This is a genomic window from Enterobacter cloacae complex sp. P1B, from assembly GCF_014982345.1.
Lineage (GTDB): Bacteria > Pseudomonadota > Gammaproteobacteria > Enterobacterales > Enterobacteriaceae > Enterobacter > Enterobacter bugandensis.
Map to the genome: position 1 here is coordinate 103,566 of NZ_JADCLF010000004.1, position 14,199 is coordinate 117,764.

At 54.8% G+C, this 14,199-nt stretch carries 13 protein-coding genes and 1 tRNA gene; 4 read left to right on the top strand and 10 right to left on the bottom strand.

The window, feature by feature from the left end; translation table 11 throughout:
* Positions 1-9: 9 nt before the first annotated feature.
* The 5 genes from INF77_RS03400 to INF77_RS03420 all read right to left on the bottom strand — a co-directional run bounded on the left by INF77_RS03400 (position 10) and on the right by INF77_RS03420 (position 5,846).
* Positions 10-561, bottom strand: coding sequence for a LuxR C-terminal-related transcriptional regulator (locus INF77_RS03400; protein ID WP_126817645.1), 552 nt, complete (start codon positions 559-561; stop codon positions 10-12).
* 10 nt (positions 562-571) lie between these two features.
* A complete protein-coding gene (locus tag INF77_RS03405) occupies positions 572-1,729 on the bottom strand; it encodes a CfaE/CblD family pilus tip adhesin (RefSeq protein ID WP_193532708.1) in 1,158 nt (385 codons plus the stop codon).
* Position 1,730: 1 nt separating this feature from the next.
* The gene (locus tag INF77_RS03410) at positions 1,731-4,448 is read right to left on the bottom strand and encodes a TcfC E-set like domain-containing protein (RefSeq protein ID WP_193532709.1); all 2,718 of its coding nucleotides are present in this window, start codon (positions 4,446-4,448) and stop codon (positions 1,731-1,733) included.
* 72 nt (positions 4,449-4,520) lie between these two features.
* Positions 4,521-5,027: a CS1 type fimbrial major subunit gene (locus tag INF77_RS03415; RefSeq protein ID WP_028012615.1), complete on the bottom strand. Its 507-nt coding sequence runs from the start codon at positions 5,025-5,027 to the stop codon at positions 4,521-4,523.
* A 75-nt stretch (positions 5,028-5,102) separates the two neighbouring features.
* The gene (locus tag INF77_RS03420; RefSeq protein ID WP_048999178.1) at positions 5,103-5,846 is read right to left on the bottom strand and encodes a fimbrial protein; all 744 of its coding nucleotides are present in this window, start codon (positions 5,844-5,846) and stop codon (positions 5,103-5,105) included.
* Positions 5,847-6,153: 307 nt separating this feature from the next.
* On the opposite strand from INF77_RS03420, the gene INF77_RS03425 reads away from it, so the two are divergent.
* Positions 6,154-6,915, top strand: coding sequence for a winged helix-turn-helix domain-containing protein (locus INF77_RS03425; protein WP_063154537.1), 762 nt, complete (start codon positions 6,154-6,156; stop codon positions 6,913-6,915).
* On the top strand, positions 6,912-7,388 hold the full coding sequence (locus tag INF77_RS03430; RefSeq protein WP_193532710.1) for a hypothetical protein: 477 nt from the start codon (positions 6,912-6,914) through the stop codon (positions 7,386-7,388). Before INF77_RS03425 ends, INF77_RS03430 begins: the two co-directional genes overlap by 4 nt.
* A gap of 56 nt (positions 7,389-7,444) precedes the next feature.
* Here INF77_RS03430 and yccA read toward each other — a convergent pair whose 3' ends face one another.
* A complete protein-coding gene (gene yccA, locus INF77_RS03435; RefSeq protein ID WP_013097244.1) occupies positions 7,445-8,104 on the bottom strand; it encodes an FtsH protease modulator YccA in 660 nt (219 codons plus the stop codon).
* A 269-nt stretch (positions 8,105-8,373) separates the two neighbouring features.
* On the opposite strand from yccA, the gene INF77_RS03440 reads away from it, so the two are divergent.
* Together INF77_RS03440 and INF77_RS03445 are read left to right on the top strand one after the other, a co-directional pair.
* Complete coding sequence (locus INF77_RS03440; protein ID WP_028012619.1) at positions 8,374-10,002, top strand: ABC transporter substrate-binding protein; 1,629 nt, start codon at positions 8,374-8,376, stop codon at positions 10,000-10,002.
* Between the two features lie 144 nt (positions 10,003-10,146).
* Positions 10,147-10,234, top strand: a tRNA-Ser gene (locus INF77_RS03445).
* A gap of 67 nt (positions 10,235-10,301) precedes the next feature.
* Here INF77_RS03445 and INF77_RS03450 read toward each other — a convergent pair.
* From INF77_RS03450 to INF77_RS03465, 4 genes are all read right to left on the bottom strand, one after another.
* Complete coding sequence (locus INF77_RS03450; RefSeq protein WP_126345216.1) at positions 10,302-11,138, bottom strand: alpha/beta fold hydrolase; 837 nt, start codon at positions 11,136-11,138, stop codon at positions 10,302-10,304.
* A 152-nt stretch (positions 11,139-11,290) separates the two neighbouring features.
* Positions 11,291-11,509, bottom strand: a complete 219-nt coding sequence (locus INF77_RS03455) for an acyl carrier protein (protein WP_028012621.1) — start codon at positions 11,507-11,509, stop codon at positions 11,291-11,293.
* 17 nt (positions 11,510-11,526) lie between these two features.
* Entirely contained in the window at positions 11,527-12,960 is a 1,434-nt protein-coding gene (locus tag INF77_RS03460) for an AMP-binding protein (RefSeq protein WP_193532711.1), read from the bottom strand.
* Entirely contained in the window at positions 12,957-14,075 is a 1,119-nt protein-coding gene (locus INF77_RS03465) for an MBOAT family O-acyltransferase (RefSeq protein WP_063154529.1), read from the bottom strand. The genes INF77_RS03460 and INF77_RS03465 overlap by 4 nt, the downstream gene beginning before the upstream one ends.
* Between the last annotated feature and the right edge of the window lie 124 nt (positions 14,076-14,199).

Sequence of the window (14,199 nt, forward strand, 5' to 3'; positions counted from 1 at the left end):
AACCTCGACCTACAGAAGAAGCTGGAGCAGATTGTTGGCATTAAGCTTTTTCAGCGCGTTGCATTTATACGTCGACACCTGTTTTTCACTCATCTGCGTCATATGCGCGACATGCCGTACCGATTGTCCGTTCACCAGCCTGTCGAGCACGTTGAACTCCATGCCTGTCAGGCAACAATTCAGGGTGCGCACCCGGCGGGGCTCTCTGGCAAGCAGATACGCCGCATCCGCAACGGCAATCCGGTCATCAATGATATATAAGGTCAGCGTGGCAAACCGCTTTCGCAGATGGGTAGCCAGTGCCCAGCCTTTTTCATTGCACACCAGATAAACCGTTCCTTCCCAGCGCCTGGCTTCCAGCTCCAGAAGAATGTCGACCAGCGCCAGATGCGTCCCCGCGACGGAAAAGCGGCAGCGAACAACGAGGGTGCCGCAGGCCAGCAGCGAACGGCACCACTTTACCGTACCGCTCGAAACCTGCGTCTGAGCGTTACGGCGCAGAAGGGCGTAGCGCAACCCTTCGGCATAAAAACGATTGTTGTCGAGGATGGCGTAACTCACGATGGCCTCTTTATAAGGTACTGGGCGTATAGATAACGCGTAGGGTGCCGGTGTAATCCCCGGCATTTTTACTGCTGGCAGCAAACGCGGGCGTTTTCAGAATGATGGGGGCGGGGACACAAAGTACGCTCTCCCGTCCACCCGGCAGCACAACCTGACGCAGATATTGCGGGTCATTAGTGCCCTGCCAGATCAGCGTTTTGCCATTCGCCGCGGTTTCTGCTGCGCCCGTTACCGGGTTGATCACCGTAACCTGATAATCGAGCCGATCCCGTGCTTCGGTCTGGCTTCCACCGCGTCGTCTGACGGAAAACGCTCCCTCAGTACGGCCCGTGGTCGCTAAACCGTCATCCTCAAAGCGCAGATAGACGCGCGTGCTGGCGCTGTTTTTACCGTCATACAGGCACATATCCAGCGCGCTCTCGCCCTGGATTTCGCTGCCGCCGGGCCGCCCCGGAAAATTGGTCAGATTGAGGTTAACCAGCGGGGTTGAGTGGGGGAACGCCGGCAGATAAATCTGCTGGTTACCCGGATCGACCACCTCAATGCGTATCGTCGCCTGCCAGCGGGCTATGGTGAGGTAGCCCGGACACCCGACGTTGACATCGTTAAAGTTGCCCCCGCACTCGGCGCTTCCCCATTCGCGCAGGTTCTGCTTCAGCGTTGCGGTCCAGATGCCCGGCTGGGCGAGCTTATCCAGTTCGCCTTTAACGATGTAAAAATCAAAATAGGGTTCCCGGTTCCAGGCCGAGAGATCGGCGGTACCGCCGCTGACAAAGCTGGCAAAGGTGAAAACTTTGTTGTTGATAAACATATGTTTTTCCCCATAGACCTTCACATCTGCTGTTTTATTTGTCGACGTGTGGGTAAAACGCAGCGTAATGGCGTAGGGGGCGGCCGGGTTCGCGGTAAACCAGACCGGCGCTGTCATACACGCTCCGTTCGTCGGGTCGGTGCGGGACTCGCAGGTCAGGGTGTTGCGTCCCCACTTTTGCGGGTCGATAGTGTCGTAACCGCTCGGTTCATGGACCCAGATATCAAAACGCGCAGGCGGCACCGCGCGATCGTAGCTAATCCCTACGCTGGAATTTCTTCCGGCAGGGACGCCCGCCAGCGTCTGACAGCTCCACAGCGTCAAAAAAAGTAAAATAAAGAGGTAGTTGTTCACATCATTTCCCTTTGGTGAGGTGCTCTGCATTCATGGCCGTTGGCCCCGTAGGCACGTTCCGCCCGGCGAGCATCAGTTGCGCCTGGTGCTGGACCGAATCCGGCAGGGCGGAGAAAGTGAGTTCCCGACACGGGATAGACCCGACATAACGCACCACGTCGCGCATGCTTTTCACGCTCAGTTCACACTGATAAAACTGCTGCTGACGCACCAGATAAAGGTTGCGCAGCAGGGCGTCGCTCTGGGCGCTGAAACCGCCATTGCCGAGATCGTTCCAGCCGTTCACGTTCAGCGGTACGCCGCCCACGAACGGCGAATGATGTTCGTCAGTGAGCTGGCCGAGCCAGGTGTAGCGGGTGGTGGTTTGCACGTCCCGGCGAAGCATTTTGCCCGGCACCATAAAGAGCGTCCGGCTCCCGGAACCCTGCGTGATTTCACTGCTTGCGCCTGATGAGACGTTCAGCGACTCATTAACCGTCAGTGTTGTTGGCTGATAACCCGGCACCGCAAAAAGGGCACGGCTGTTGGCCGGGATATCCGCGGTGCCGCCGTTATCCAGCGAGACGGCGACGCGTGAATCCCGGGAATCCTCAGGCGTAGCCACGTTTACCGCAACGGCAGAAGCCGGGCGTCCATCGCCCCAGCGGCCAAGCCACAGCCCTGAGCGCGACAGGGCGAGGGTGGAGCTGTAGTTGCCGCTGCTGCTTAACGTATGGCGCCCATCCTGGCGGTCCCATGCGTCGCTCACCGTCAGGCTGGCGTTACCAAAACGTCCACCCTGGCGCGTATACGCCGAGGCATTGAGCGAATCGCTGTTGATCCCCGACGCGCTCAGCCCGTATTCATTCTCGCCGCGCGCGTCGGCATACCAGTTGTGCGCCACGTTGTAGCTCAGCTGGTTTTTCTGATGCTGCTGGTGCTGCCAGGTTGCACCAAGCGAGGTATAGCCTGACGCATCGCCCTGACGCTTATGCGCCAGTGAGAGGCTAATGCTCAGATAGCCGCCTTTGTCTTTTCCGTCGCGAGAGTGGTCGTTGCGCATAAACAGGTTAATGCTGCTGTTGATGTTCAGACCGCGCGCGCTAAAGGTATTACTCAGCCCGCCCTGCCAGGCCTGCGTGCGGGAGCGGGTCATATACACCGGCTCCCACGGCAGGCCGGCATCGTGACGATCGTCATGGTCAGGCAGTTCCCGGCGCGTAACGTAGCGCCCTTCGTTGCGGTTATCCGAATACCCCAGGTTGGCGTACCACGAGCCGACAGGCATGGAGAACATGATCGAGAGGCTACGATAACAGCCGTTGACGGCGTCAAAACCTGCGCTGCGGGTATCACAATTTTCTGCGGATAACGCGTTGCGGTAGAAGCTCAGCGAAAACCCGTCGTTATAGCTGATTTGCTGAATATTGCCGCGTTGGCCCTTGCTGCCGTAGAGGTAGCTAAAGCGTGTGCTTAATACCCCGTCGATCGGGCCCGCGTTAAAGCCGCGGCTCCAGTCGAGGGCATTTTCCAGGAAGTGCTGCCTTTTCATGACGGTTGCGCCGCTGGTCAGCGCCAGCGTCGGGGTGACGGGCAGGCGTATACCCGCCTGTGCGACCGGGCTGCGTTCATCATTGCGATCGTTATTAGCCGTTTCCCCTGCCTGCAAAAACCACTCGACGCGGTCGAATGGCGTAATGCCCGTACGGGTAAACGGAACCTGCTCGGTACGCGTCAGTCGGTTGTTTTCGTAAACTGACAGCGTCACGGTATAGCTTCCATCCGGAAACGCGCGGGTATCCAGAGTTTGTGCCCCGGCATTGAGGTAAAAGCTGGCCAGCAGCTCCTTGCCGCGGCGCGCGTCGATACGCGCATCGTGCGAAAGCAGCACCGTAATGGGCGTGCCCTTCGATTGCTGAATAGGGTTGATCCATGCCCGGGTCGAGCCCGTGCGCAGGCCACGAATTTTTCCCAGCGGCAGCTGGCTGAGGTTAATATTCCCCCCGGCGTTGCTGAACAGGTCGCGGGTATCCATCTCGCCTATCTGTAGATAATATTCACGCCATAAATCCTGGCGGAACCAGGCATTGTTAACGGTCATTTCCTGCTGCTGCTGATGACGCGAGCGTTGTCCCAGCCAGGTCCAGTCGAGGTTAAGATAGCCGTCCTGGGTCAGCGCCAGCGCCCCGTTGCCCTGAACGGTGGCAGACTGATAATCCCTGTCGGCAACGAAATTGATATTTTGCTGATGAATCAACGCGTTTTCGCTGTCCTGGGTGGGCTGATACCACTGGTTTTCCTCCGAGGGCTTTGGCAAAAAGCGCTTATCAAAAAACAGGTTTATGCGAGCATTGTTTTCGTCATAGATGATGGCCGCACGGCGGGTTTCGAGATAATCACACCCCGTCGCGGAGCCGTTGCTGCTGCAGGCCAGGTTGCCGTTACGGGCAAGCGGAACGGCCAACGCTGCGGAAACGGAGCCGATAAGGGCAGGATCGTCGTTAAACTGACGTTTGATGGCCGCGACCACGGTTTCAGGCGCGACAAAACTGACCGTTTCAAGATTGATATCGGTTTCGAAAAGGCCAAGCGACTCGCCGTATAAGCTCACCTCTGTCCACATGCGCTGCGTTTTCGCCAGGTCCTCGAATCCGGCCGGGACGGCCATCTCAGCGCAGGCGAGGTGGACAGATGCGGGTAATAAAGCAACAAAAAGGAGAGTATTTCTGTGAAACGCCATGAACGAGCCTCGACATCATCCTGACGTCAGAGGGCGGGCGCCCTCTGACGTTATTCCTTAGGTGCTATGGTGTTACGCACCGCCTTCCGTGGTGGTCGCCTGAGTCAGCATCAGGCTTACAACGCCGCTGTACTGGCCGGTTTTCAGAATGCCTTTGGTGGTCTGGGAAATGGTCAGAGGCAGAACCGCAGAACCGTTTTCAATGCTGCCCGGGAACAGTTCGGTTCCGGTAAATTCGGCATCGGTGGTGGAAAGGGTTTTATCACCCAGAAGAACCGTCATCGGTACAATCTGATCCCCATCCGTGTTGGTGAGCTTAGCTGCGCTAACGAGGCGTACTTTGACGTTACTGGTAGCGGAGTTGGACCATACCTTGGTGTTCAGGCGGTAGCTTTCCAGGCCCCGACCCGGCAGATACTGCATGTCGATGCTGGCTGGCAGCGGCGTGTTATCGGCCTGGGTCATATCCAGCTGTGAATCAACGCTGGCGTTGACGGTAATATCTTTCTGGATCGCCAGCGCGCTGGCAGATGTGGTCATCGCGGCAACGATCATCAGAGGTTTAATAAATTTACGCATTGATATCTCCATATTTTACAAATGAGCACCCTGGCTCTTTAAACAAACCACAAGGGTTTTTACAGTGACGTCGTGTTATTGCACGACGGGTAAGTCAGCTTCTTCAGCGGTTTTTTTCACCCAGTTGAAGTAGCGGAATTTGTATTTCTTGCCGTTTACCTGATTAAGCGTTTTTAATTTCCGCTCGGTATCCGGATAAATCGTGGCGTCTTCTTTAATCCATTTACAGACGTCCTCTGACTGACAAATACCGATCTCCCTGAGCGGCACGCGCAGGGTGCCGGCGTTGGTGACGGTCCCCCGTGCGGGATCGATATGCAGCGAAACGCGCTCCGTGGCAGGTGCCAGATGTACCAGCGCCCCCCAGATAACATTGACCCCAAGCTTTGCCGTCGCTGCCGTGCTTTCGGGCTGGCCGGGAATAATGCTGTCCGGCTGTTTCACCCCTTCAAAATAGACTCGCCAGGTGGTCTCTTTTTCCGGCGGCGTCAGTGAAACAAGGCGCACCACGCGCATTGCACCTGCAGCCAGGGCAAATTTATCGGGCGTCACCACGACGCCGCCTTCTTTCCACGAAGCAACGTCAATCTCTTTTTCCTGGGCCGTTCCGGGGTTAAGAATTTTCTTTTGCCTCACCCGAATGAACTGAATATCATCCGTTTTCGATGCCACTTTTATTTGCGCTGCGCCGGCGCTATCCACGTTAAGTTCCATTGGATAGACGCTCATATTGGCCCTTGTCATTTCTGAGAAAAATGACAGCGACAGCGCGGCGACATAAAACGCGGTTGTCATATTCACTTTTTGTTTCTGTTTCACATTCAGCCTGCCTGCTCTGAGTTCTTGTGCGGTTTTTAACACCAGGACACCGTCTGCTTTCGTATCGCTTCAGGGCAGGGAAACTTTAACCAGAACAGCAGGTTGTGAAAATTTGTATTAGTTAACCGCTGATATACAGTGATTTATCCTGATTTGCTGGGCTTAAAGTTGTATAGTTAAAAGAAAATGCCGCTACCCAGGATGGGAAGAAAATTCCTGTTGATGAAAAAAGAACCAGCTCAGGAAGCGATTTTCTTGCCGATGTCACAGGGATAAAAAAGCCTGCGGTAATAGCTGAGAGTGAAATATGTTTTTTATATGCAATAATTCGTTGTTATTTGATCCTGAAGCACATGCAATTAGTCTTGTTGGTCAACCGGAGTCTGTATTAACGCTCTCGGCGCCAGCCGTTCGCCTTTTACAGGAGTTTATTCGTCATAAAGGGCACGATCTGAGTCGGGAGGAATTAATTACGCGCGTCTGGGAGGAGTATGGCTTTACGCCGTCTGGAAATAACCTCAACAAAGCGGTCAGTGAATTACGCAAAGGCTTCCAGTCTCTTGGGGAACATCATAATTTCATTGTGACGATACCCCGGTATGGATTCCGTTTTGTTGCCGATGTGATTTGCCAGCCTGCGCAAATTGTTCAACCCGCTGAAGCACAGCCGAACTCTTCCGTCGTGCCGTCAGAGGCAAAACGTCAGCGTATTTCCCTTAAATGGGGCGCCGCGGCGGCGGTATTGTTAGCATCAGCACTGGGGTTAGGCTTGCTGTTTAACCAGCAGCAGAAGATCGCTATACCGATGACGCCAAAGCCCGTCGCGCAGAAAATAGCGGGCTGTAGCATCTGGCTTATTAACGATCATGGCCGGCCGCTGGTGCTCTCGAAACTGGCGGGGCTGCTGGAGGCGAATAATGTGGCGTGCGCGCGCGAAGCGTACAATATCTACTATTTCAGCGCCCGCTTTAACCTTGCAGTTGCGGATGAAGTGTTCATTGGTGCATGCCCGGTCAATAAAACCAGCCTGTGCAAAACCATTCGCTATAAAAGCGGGGCAGAAAAATGAAAATGAGACTTCTGTTTGCTGCGGGTGGGGCGCTTGCTGGCGGCGCGCTGGCGCTCTTTATTTATTCCGGGGGCATATATAAGCGTGATGCGCTGGCCTGCAGTACGGAATTTAACTTTACGCGTAACGAGGGAAAAGTGAATGAGGTCCGGGTCAATACCGTGGCCCAGTTCTATTTTCATCGGGACGGCACCGGCTTAACAACGTACAAAGGTGCAGCTATGGCTGAAGGCCGGGGCATGATCGTTGACAGGGATATGGATTTTACCTGGTCGCGACGGGATGATGATAACGTTATCGTGTTGAGCTACACCAAAACCTGGCGTCGGCATAATGACAATACCCCGGACGAAAAGTGGGGAGGCTTTGCGAGGCCGACAGCCCGCTATTACCTGACGATCTCCGAGCTTGCGCCCGCCGTGTGGCTGATACAGGACCGGCTCTATCCCACCTATATTTGCCGAGGTGACTAGAGCATAAAAAAAGGAGAATGCCTGAGGCATTCTCCTTTTTGTTTCAGCAGGTCTGCTTAATCGCGGCTGGCGAAGCCCAGGATGCTCAGCAGGCTGACGAAGATGTTGTACAGCGACACATACAGGCTCACGGTCGCGCGGATGTAGTTGGTCTCACCGCCGTGAATAATGTTGCTGGTTTCATACAGGATCGCGCCGGATGACAGCAGGATAAACACCGCGCTAATCGCCAGGTGCAGGGCAGGCAGCTGCAGGAAGATGTTTGCCACCATACCAATCAGCACCACCACGATACCCGCCATCAGCATACCGCCAAGGAAGGACATATCCTTGCGCGTGGTCAGCACGTAGGCCGAGCAGCAGAAGAACACCAGCGCGGTACCGCCCAGCGCCATGCCAATCACGTCACCCATACCGGCAGACAGATACGCGTTCAGGATCGGCCCCAGGATATACCCCAGGAAGCCGGTGAAGGCGAACGCGGAAAGAATACCGACCGGTTTATCAGCGGTTTTGTAGGTCAGGAACATCAGACCGTACATCCCCACCAGTGTCAGGATCAGGCCCGGAGACGGCAGCATCAGCACGGTACTGGCGGTAGCGGTGATCGCTGAAAACGCCAGCGTCAGGCTGAGCATGAAATAGGTATTGCGCAGCACCTTGTGGGTGCTGAGTAGCGATGTGCGGTCGCGTGAGGAAGTAATTATACGATCCATGAGTCACTCTCTTATGACAGATGTAATTAACGGAAAGAATAGGAAACGGCGCGCCAGTCTCAAAGTGGTTTTACCCATCTTTACTCAGCACGTTAGCGCTGAAGGTGGTCATTTCTTCTGCAAAAGCATGTGTAACCAGTATGAACGGCGGTTTAAAAGTATTTACCAGATCAACCTCTTATAGGTTACTGAAAAATATTGCGTTATTGCCTTTCGGGCGCTAAGAGTTATCTCCGGATCGTCATAAAACAGACAATAAGGCGAAGGAAATGAAACCACAAACACGCACGCGCTTTACGCTCTCTTTACTCACCGCCGGGATCCTGTGCGCCAGCACGGCGACCTGGGCGGCTAACGTGCCAGCAGGAACAGCGCTGGCCGAAAAACAGGAACTGGTCAGAAACAATGGCAGCGAACCGGCCTCGCTCGACCCGCATAAAGTCGAAAGCGATGTCGAATTCAATATTATCAGCGATTTATTCGAAGGGCTGGTGAGCGTCTCCCCGTCAGGGGAAATCCAACCCCGGCTGGCTGAAAAATGGGAGAACAAGGACAACACCGTCTGGACGTTCCACTTACGTCCGGGTATTACCTGGAGCGACGGGACGGCCATTACCGCAGAGGATGTGGTCTGGAGCTGGCAGCGCCTGGTTGATCCAAAAACCGTTTCACCGTACGCCAGCTATCCCGGCAACATGCATATCGTCAACGCGGCCGATATCGCTCAGGGGAAAAAATCCCCCGACACGCTGGGCGTAAAAGCAATTAACGATACCACGCTGGAAGTGACGCTCACCCAGCCCAACGCGGCGTTCCTGGCGATGCTGGCGCACCCGTCGCTGGTGCCGGTGGATAAAGTGCTGATTGGCCGCTTCGGTGAAAAGTGGACCAAACCGGAGCATTTCGTCAGCAGCGGAGCGTATAAGCTGTCCCAGTGGGTGGTCAACGAACGCATTGTGGCGGAGCGTAACCCGCGCTACTGGGATAACGCGCATACCGTTATTAACAAAGTCACCTATCTGCCGATCACCTCCGAGGCCTCGGATGTGAACCGCTATAAAGCGGGCGAAATTGATATTGTTTATACGGTACCCATTAACCAGTTTGCTCAGCTGAAGAAAACGCTGGGCAGCCAGCTGGACGTCTCCCCGCAGCTGGCGACCTATTACTACGAATTCAACACCACGCGCCCGCCGTTCAACGATGCCCGCGTGCGCAAGGCGCTGAACATGGCGCTGGATAAAGACATCATCGCTGAGAAGGTGATGGGGCAGGGGCAGCGCCCGGCGTGGCTGATTAGCCAGCCGGACATCGGCGGGGTCAAGCTGCAGAATCCGGATTACGCCAGCTGGCCGCTGGACAAGCGCATTGCTGAGGCGAAAAAACTGCTCAACGAGGCCGGGTATAACGAAAGCCATCCTCTGAGCTTCAACCTGCTCTATAACACCTCTGAATCGCACCAGCGCATCGCGATTGCGGCCAGCTCTATGTGGAAGAAAAACCTCGGCGTAGACGCGAAGCTGCAAAATCAGGAGTGGAAAACCATGCTGGATACCATGCACACCCACAACTTTGACGCGGTGCGCTACGCCTGGATTGCCGACTACGACGACGCGGCGACCTTCCTGAACAACTTCCGTACCGGCGACAGTGAAAACACCAGCCAGTACAGCAACCCGGACTACGATCAAGCCTTGATCAACGCCGCAAAAGCCAAAACGCCGGCAGAGCGGGGTAAGTTCTACCAGCAGGCGGAAGATCTGCTTGGGCGTGATGTGCCTGCCATTCCGGTTTATCACTACGTCCGTACGCACCTGGTGAAACCGTGGGTGGGTGGCTTTACGCCGGATAAGCTGGGGTACTATTTTACAAAAGATATGTACATCAAAAAGCACTAAGCGAGAGGGCTGGATTTTATGCTGAGAAAATCGCCGATGTGTTGTCAGTTCAACCGATTAAGCACATTTTGGCTAATTTTAAAGCGAACGATTGCAGCCACTCTTTACAGCATGCGGTGAGGTGTTTATAGTTCGCCTCACTCAGGAAGTGTGGCCGAGCGGTTGAAGGCACCGGTCTTGAAAACCGGCGACCCGAAAGGGTTCCAGAGTTCGAATCTCTGCGCTTCCGCCAGATATAAACCCCAGCTTACTCGTTAAGCTGGGGTTTTTCTTTTTGCGCGTATCAGAAAACCTGACGTCTATGAGCGGATAAAGGCCAGAATATCCGCATTAATGGTATCGGCGTGGGTGGTATGCATCCCGTGCGGGAAGCCCGGATAGATTTTCAGCACGCTATTCGCCAGCAGCTGGTCCTGCAGAAGGGCGGCATTCTTATAAGGCACGACCTGATCGTCATCCCCCTGCATCACCAGAACGGGAACCGTAATGGTTTTCAAATCCTCTGTCTGATCGGTTTCTGAAAACGCCTTAATTCCCTCATAGTGGGCCTTGGCGCTGCCGATCATGCCCTGACGCCACCAGTTCTGAATGGTGCCCTGTGAAACCTCGGCCCCCTCCCGGTTAAACCCATAAAAAGGACCGCTGGCGACGTCGAGGTAAAACTGGGCGCGATTCGCGGCCAGCGCTTTACGGAAGCCGTCGAAAACCTCAACAGGTGTCCCGCCAGGGTTGTTTTCTGTCTTCACCATCAACGGCGGAACGGAGCTCACGAGCACCGCTTTGGCAACGCGCCCCTGCGGCTGGCCGTACTTCGCAACATAGCGGGCCACCTGGCCACCGCCGGTAGAGTGGCCGACGTGCACCGCATTGTGCAGATCCAGGCTTTCAACCACGGCCGACGCGTCAGCCGCATAATGATCCATATCGTGCCCTTCGCTGACCTGGTCCGAACGCCCGTGACCACGGCGGTCGATTGCGATAACGCGATAGCCTTCCGCAAGGAAGAAGAGCATCTGGTTATCCCAGTCATCGGCACTCAATGGCCAGCCGTGATGGAAAACAATGGGCTGAGCCTCCTTCGGACCCCAGTCTTTGTAGTAAATATTGACGCCGTCTTTCGTTGTTACGAATGCCATACCGCAGACTCCTCTGTTAAAGGCAAAACGGTGGCTGGCTGAACGCCTAGCCAATCGTAATGCCTTAAGTAAGTTGGATTTTTTCTATTTCCCGTACCGACAGTACTCCTAAAGTGTAGGAGAAATAGTCAAAGCAGGCGGTTTCATTTCTGTTAACGGTTCTCTTCAATATAACGGGCGAGATCGGCCGGGGTTTTCAGCACCGTCGCCACGTCGGTAGGCGGTATCATACAGCCGTAAACGTCCTGCACCTCCAGCACCATGTCGACTGCCAGAATGGAGTCGAGAATGTCGGATTCAATCAGCTCATCGTGAAAGCCAACCTTGCGGGATAACACTTTTTCAAACAGGGCGAGAATATCGTGTTCCATCATTTTTCCTGGGATAATTAATGTGTGCGGGCGTAAGCGTCCAGCAGCTTGCGGTCAATTTTGCCGTTAGGATTTAGCGGCAAAGCGTCTTTTACGATAATTTGTGAAGGCACCATGTAGTGGGGCACCACGTTTGCCAGCGAGGTTTTGATCGCCTCCGGTGCCAGCTCCGTCACGCAGAACGCGGCGATGCGCAGCACGCTGCCGCAGGGTTTCATCAGCGGCATCACCACCGCTTCGCTGATGCCGGACATGGCCAGCAGGCGGTTTTCAATCTCGCCGATCTCGATGCGGTAGCCATTCAGCTTGACCTGGCTGTCGTTGCGGCCCTGGCAGTAGATGAGCCCGTCTTCATAACCCAGATCGCCGGTCCGGTAGCCGCGGAACGCATCATTTTCCCGACGCAGCAGTTTTGCCGCGTTCTCCTGCGGCAGGCCTAAATAGCCGCGCATGACGTTTTTGCCCCAGATAATCAGCTCGCCCTCGGCGGAAATCTCCATTCTGCTGTCCGGCATCATCACGCCCACCGGCAGCACCGCGCTGTCGCTGTTAAGGATCTCATCCGTGATCTCAACCACGGTTGTCGCAATGGTCGCTTCCGTTGGGCCATAGGAGTTGATGATTTTGGCCTGCGGGAAACGGCGGCGGAGTTGTTTCACCAGCGCTTTATTGAGCACTTCACCAATGAAGATAAAGACGCAGAGTGCAGGCAAATACTCGTTGTTAAAGTGCGGAGAAAGCAGTTGCTGGTAGGCAAAAGAGGGGGTGGAAACCCAGGCGGAGACCGCGTTGCTTTGCAGTCGCTCGAGCCAGTTCTCTTTCTGGATATCCTCTTTGGCATTCAGCACGATGTGGCCTCCCATCGCCAGGTTCGCCAGCAGAGGGATCAGGGAGAGGTCAAAGCTGAACACCGCGTGGTTCATTAGCACCGGTTTTTCCGGCAGCGAAAAGTCCTGGCTGACCCACTTCATGAAGTGCCATACGCTTTCACGTCCAATCTGCACGCCTTTCGGTTTTCCGGTGCTGCCTGAGGTAAACATGATATAGGCCAGATCCTGCTCCTCCAGCACCTTGCCCGCCTCGCCGGTGGCGATGAACTGCCGCGTCGCCACGTCGTAGTAGTAAGGGGCGCCGGTCAGGTTGCAGATCTCGCGAAGCCGCTCCTGCGGGTAAATGCAGTCCACCGGGATGTACGGAATGTTGTGCAGCAGGCAGCTATAGATCGCCACGGCGAACTCGGCCTGCTGATGGCCGTACAGCACGATCGGCGTACCGTCTGCGGGCTGGCAGCGTCGATAACGCTCTGCCCAGTCCGTCACGGCAGAGGAAAGCTGGAGCCAGCTTAAGGTTTCGTCGCTGCCGCTGATGGCCAGCTGCTGCGGGGAGGCGGGATCGCGCAGTGCCGCACGCAAGAAATCCTGCAGTTCCTGAAGATCGGAGTGATTTTTCATAGAGGTGACATTCCACTGAAGATGTAAAGGGATCCTGCGGCGCTTCCCAGCGTCAGAATTCGTCCCAAAAACGCAACGGCCGGATACTGCAATCCGCGGTGTAACGATGGGCTGCGTTTGGCTGACCACAGCAGCATGTTGTGCGCGACGGAAATCGCGCCAAACAGCGCGCCGCTGATGACGTAATGGCGTTCCAGGCCATTCCACGCCCCCATGCAGAACAGGGTGCAAAAAATACCGATATTTTGCGCCAGCGTTTTGTTCTGGCGGAAAAAGTTAAACTTCATCAGGTTCATATAGACGGGCATAAAGACCACGTCGCGCAGCCATTCGGACAGGCTGATGTGGAAGCGGCGCCAGAAATCCTGCGGGTTCTTCGCAAGGAGCGGCATGTTGAAGTTTGCCGGAATATTCAGCCCAAACAGCCGGCCCGCGCCGATGGCCATATTGCTGTAGCCCGCAAAATCAAAGTACAGATAGGCGCTGTAGGCAATCGACATCACCACGCCCACGGTCAGGGTAAACGGCTTATGGCTCCAGGGCTGCACGACGAGCGAATCGATCAGCATGGCAAACAGGAACTTCTGAATGATGCCGGTAATAATTTGCTCCAGCGCCGTTAAAAACTGTTCGCGGTTCAGGATAAATGCCGGCTTATTCACATCGCTCATCCATGTCCGCCAGCGATACATCGGGCCGGCCAGAATAATAAAGGGCATAAAGAGATAGCAGAAATAGTGCAGGAAATTCTGGCCCTCTTTTTTACTGCGATACAGCAGTACATCCACAGCGCGGAAGGTCATAAAAGAGAGACCGATTGTGCCGAGGTGATAATTAAAATGTAATTTCACCAGAACCAGGGGCAGCAGCGTTAAAACGACCGCCTGCCAGGTTTTTAATCTGCCTTTTTCTTTTAACGTGGCGACAAGATAAAACCAGCAAAAGACGGCCACGGGAACACTGTAATTGCCCTGAAAAATATAACCCCAGCCTAATACTGTCACTACGGATAAGGAAACTAGCCAGGTCAGACGGTGGCGTAAAACACGATTAACCATCGCAAACGCCAGCGCGGATGAAAATAAACAGACAAAAAACATTCCTGAGCTGTACATCATTTCGCCTCAGAATTTTTGATATTCAAAATGCAGCTGCATACTCATGCTGTCATCGACAGCGGTCCATGCAACGACGGTGATCGCCAGCAGTAAATAAAGGCAAAAAAGACGGATCGCGATT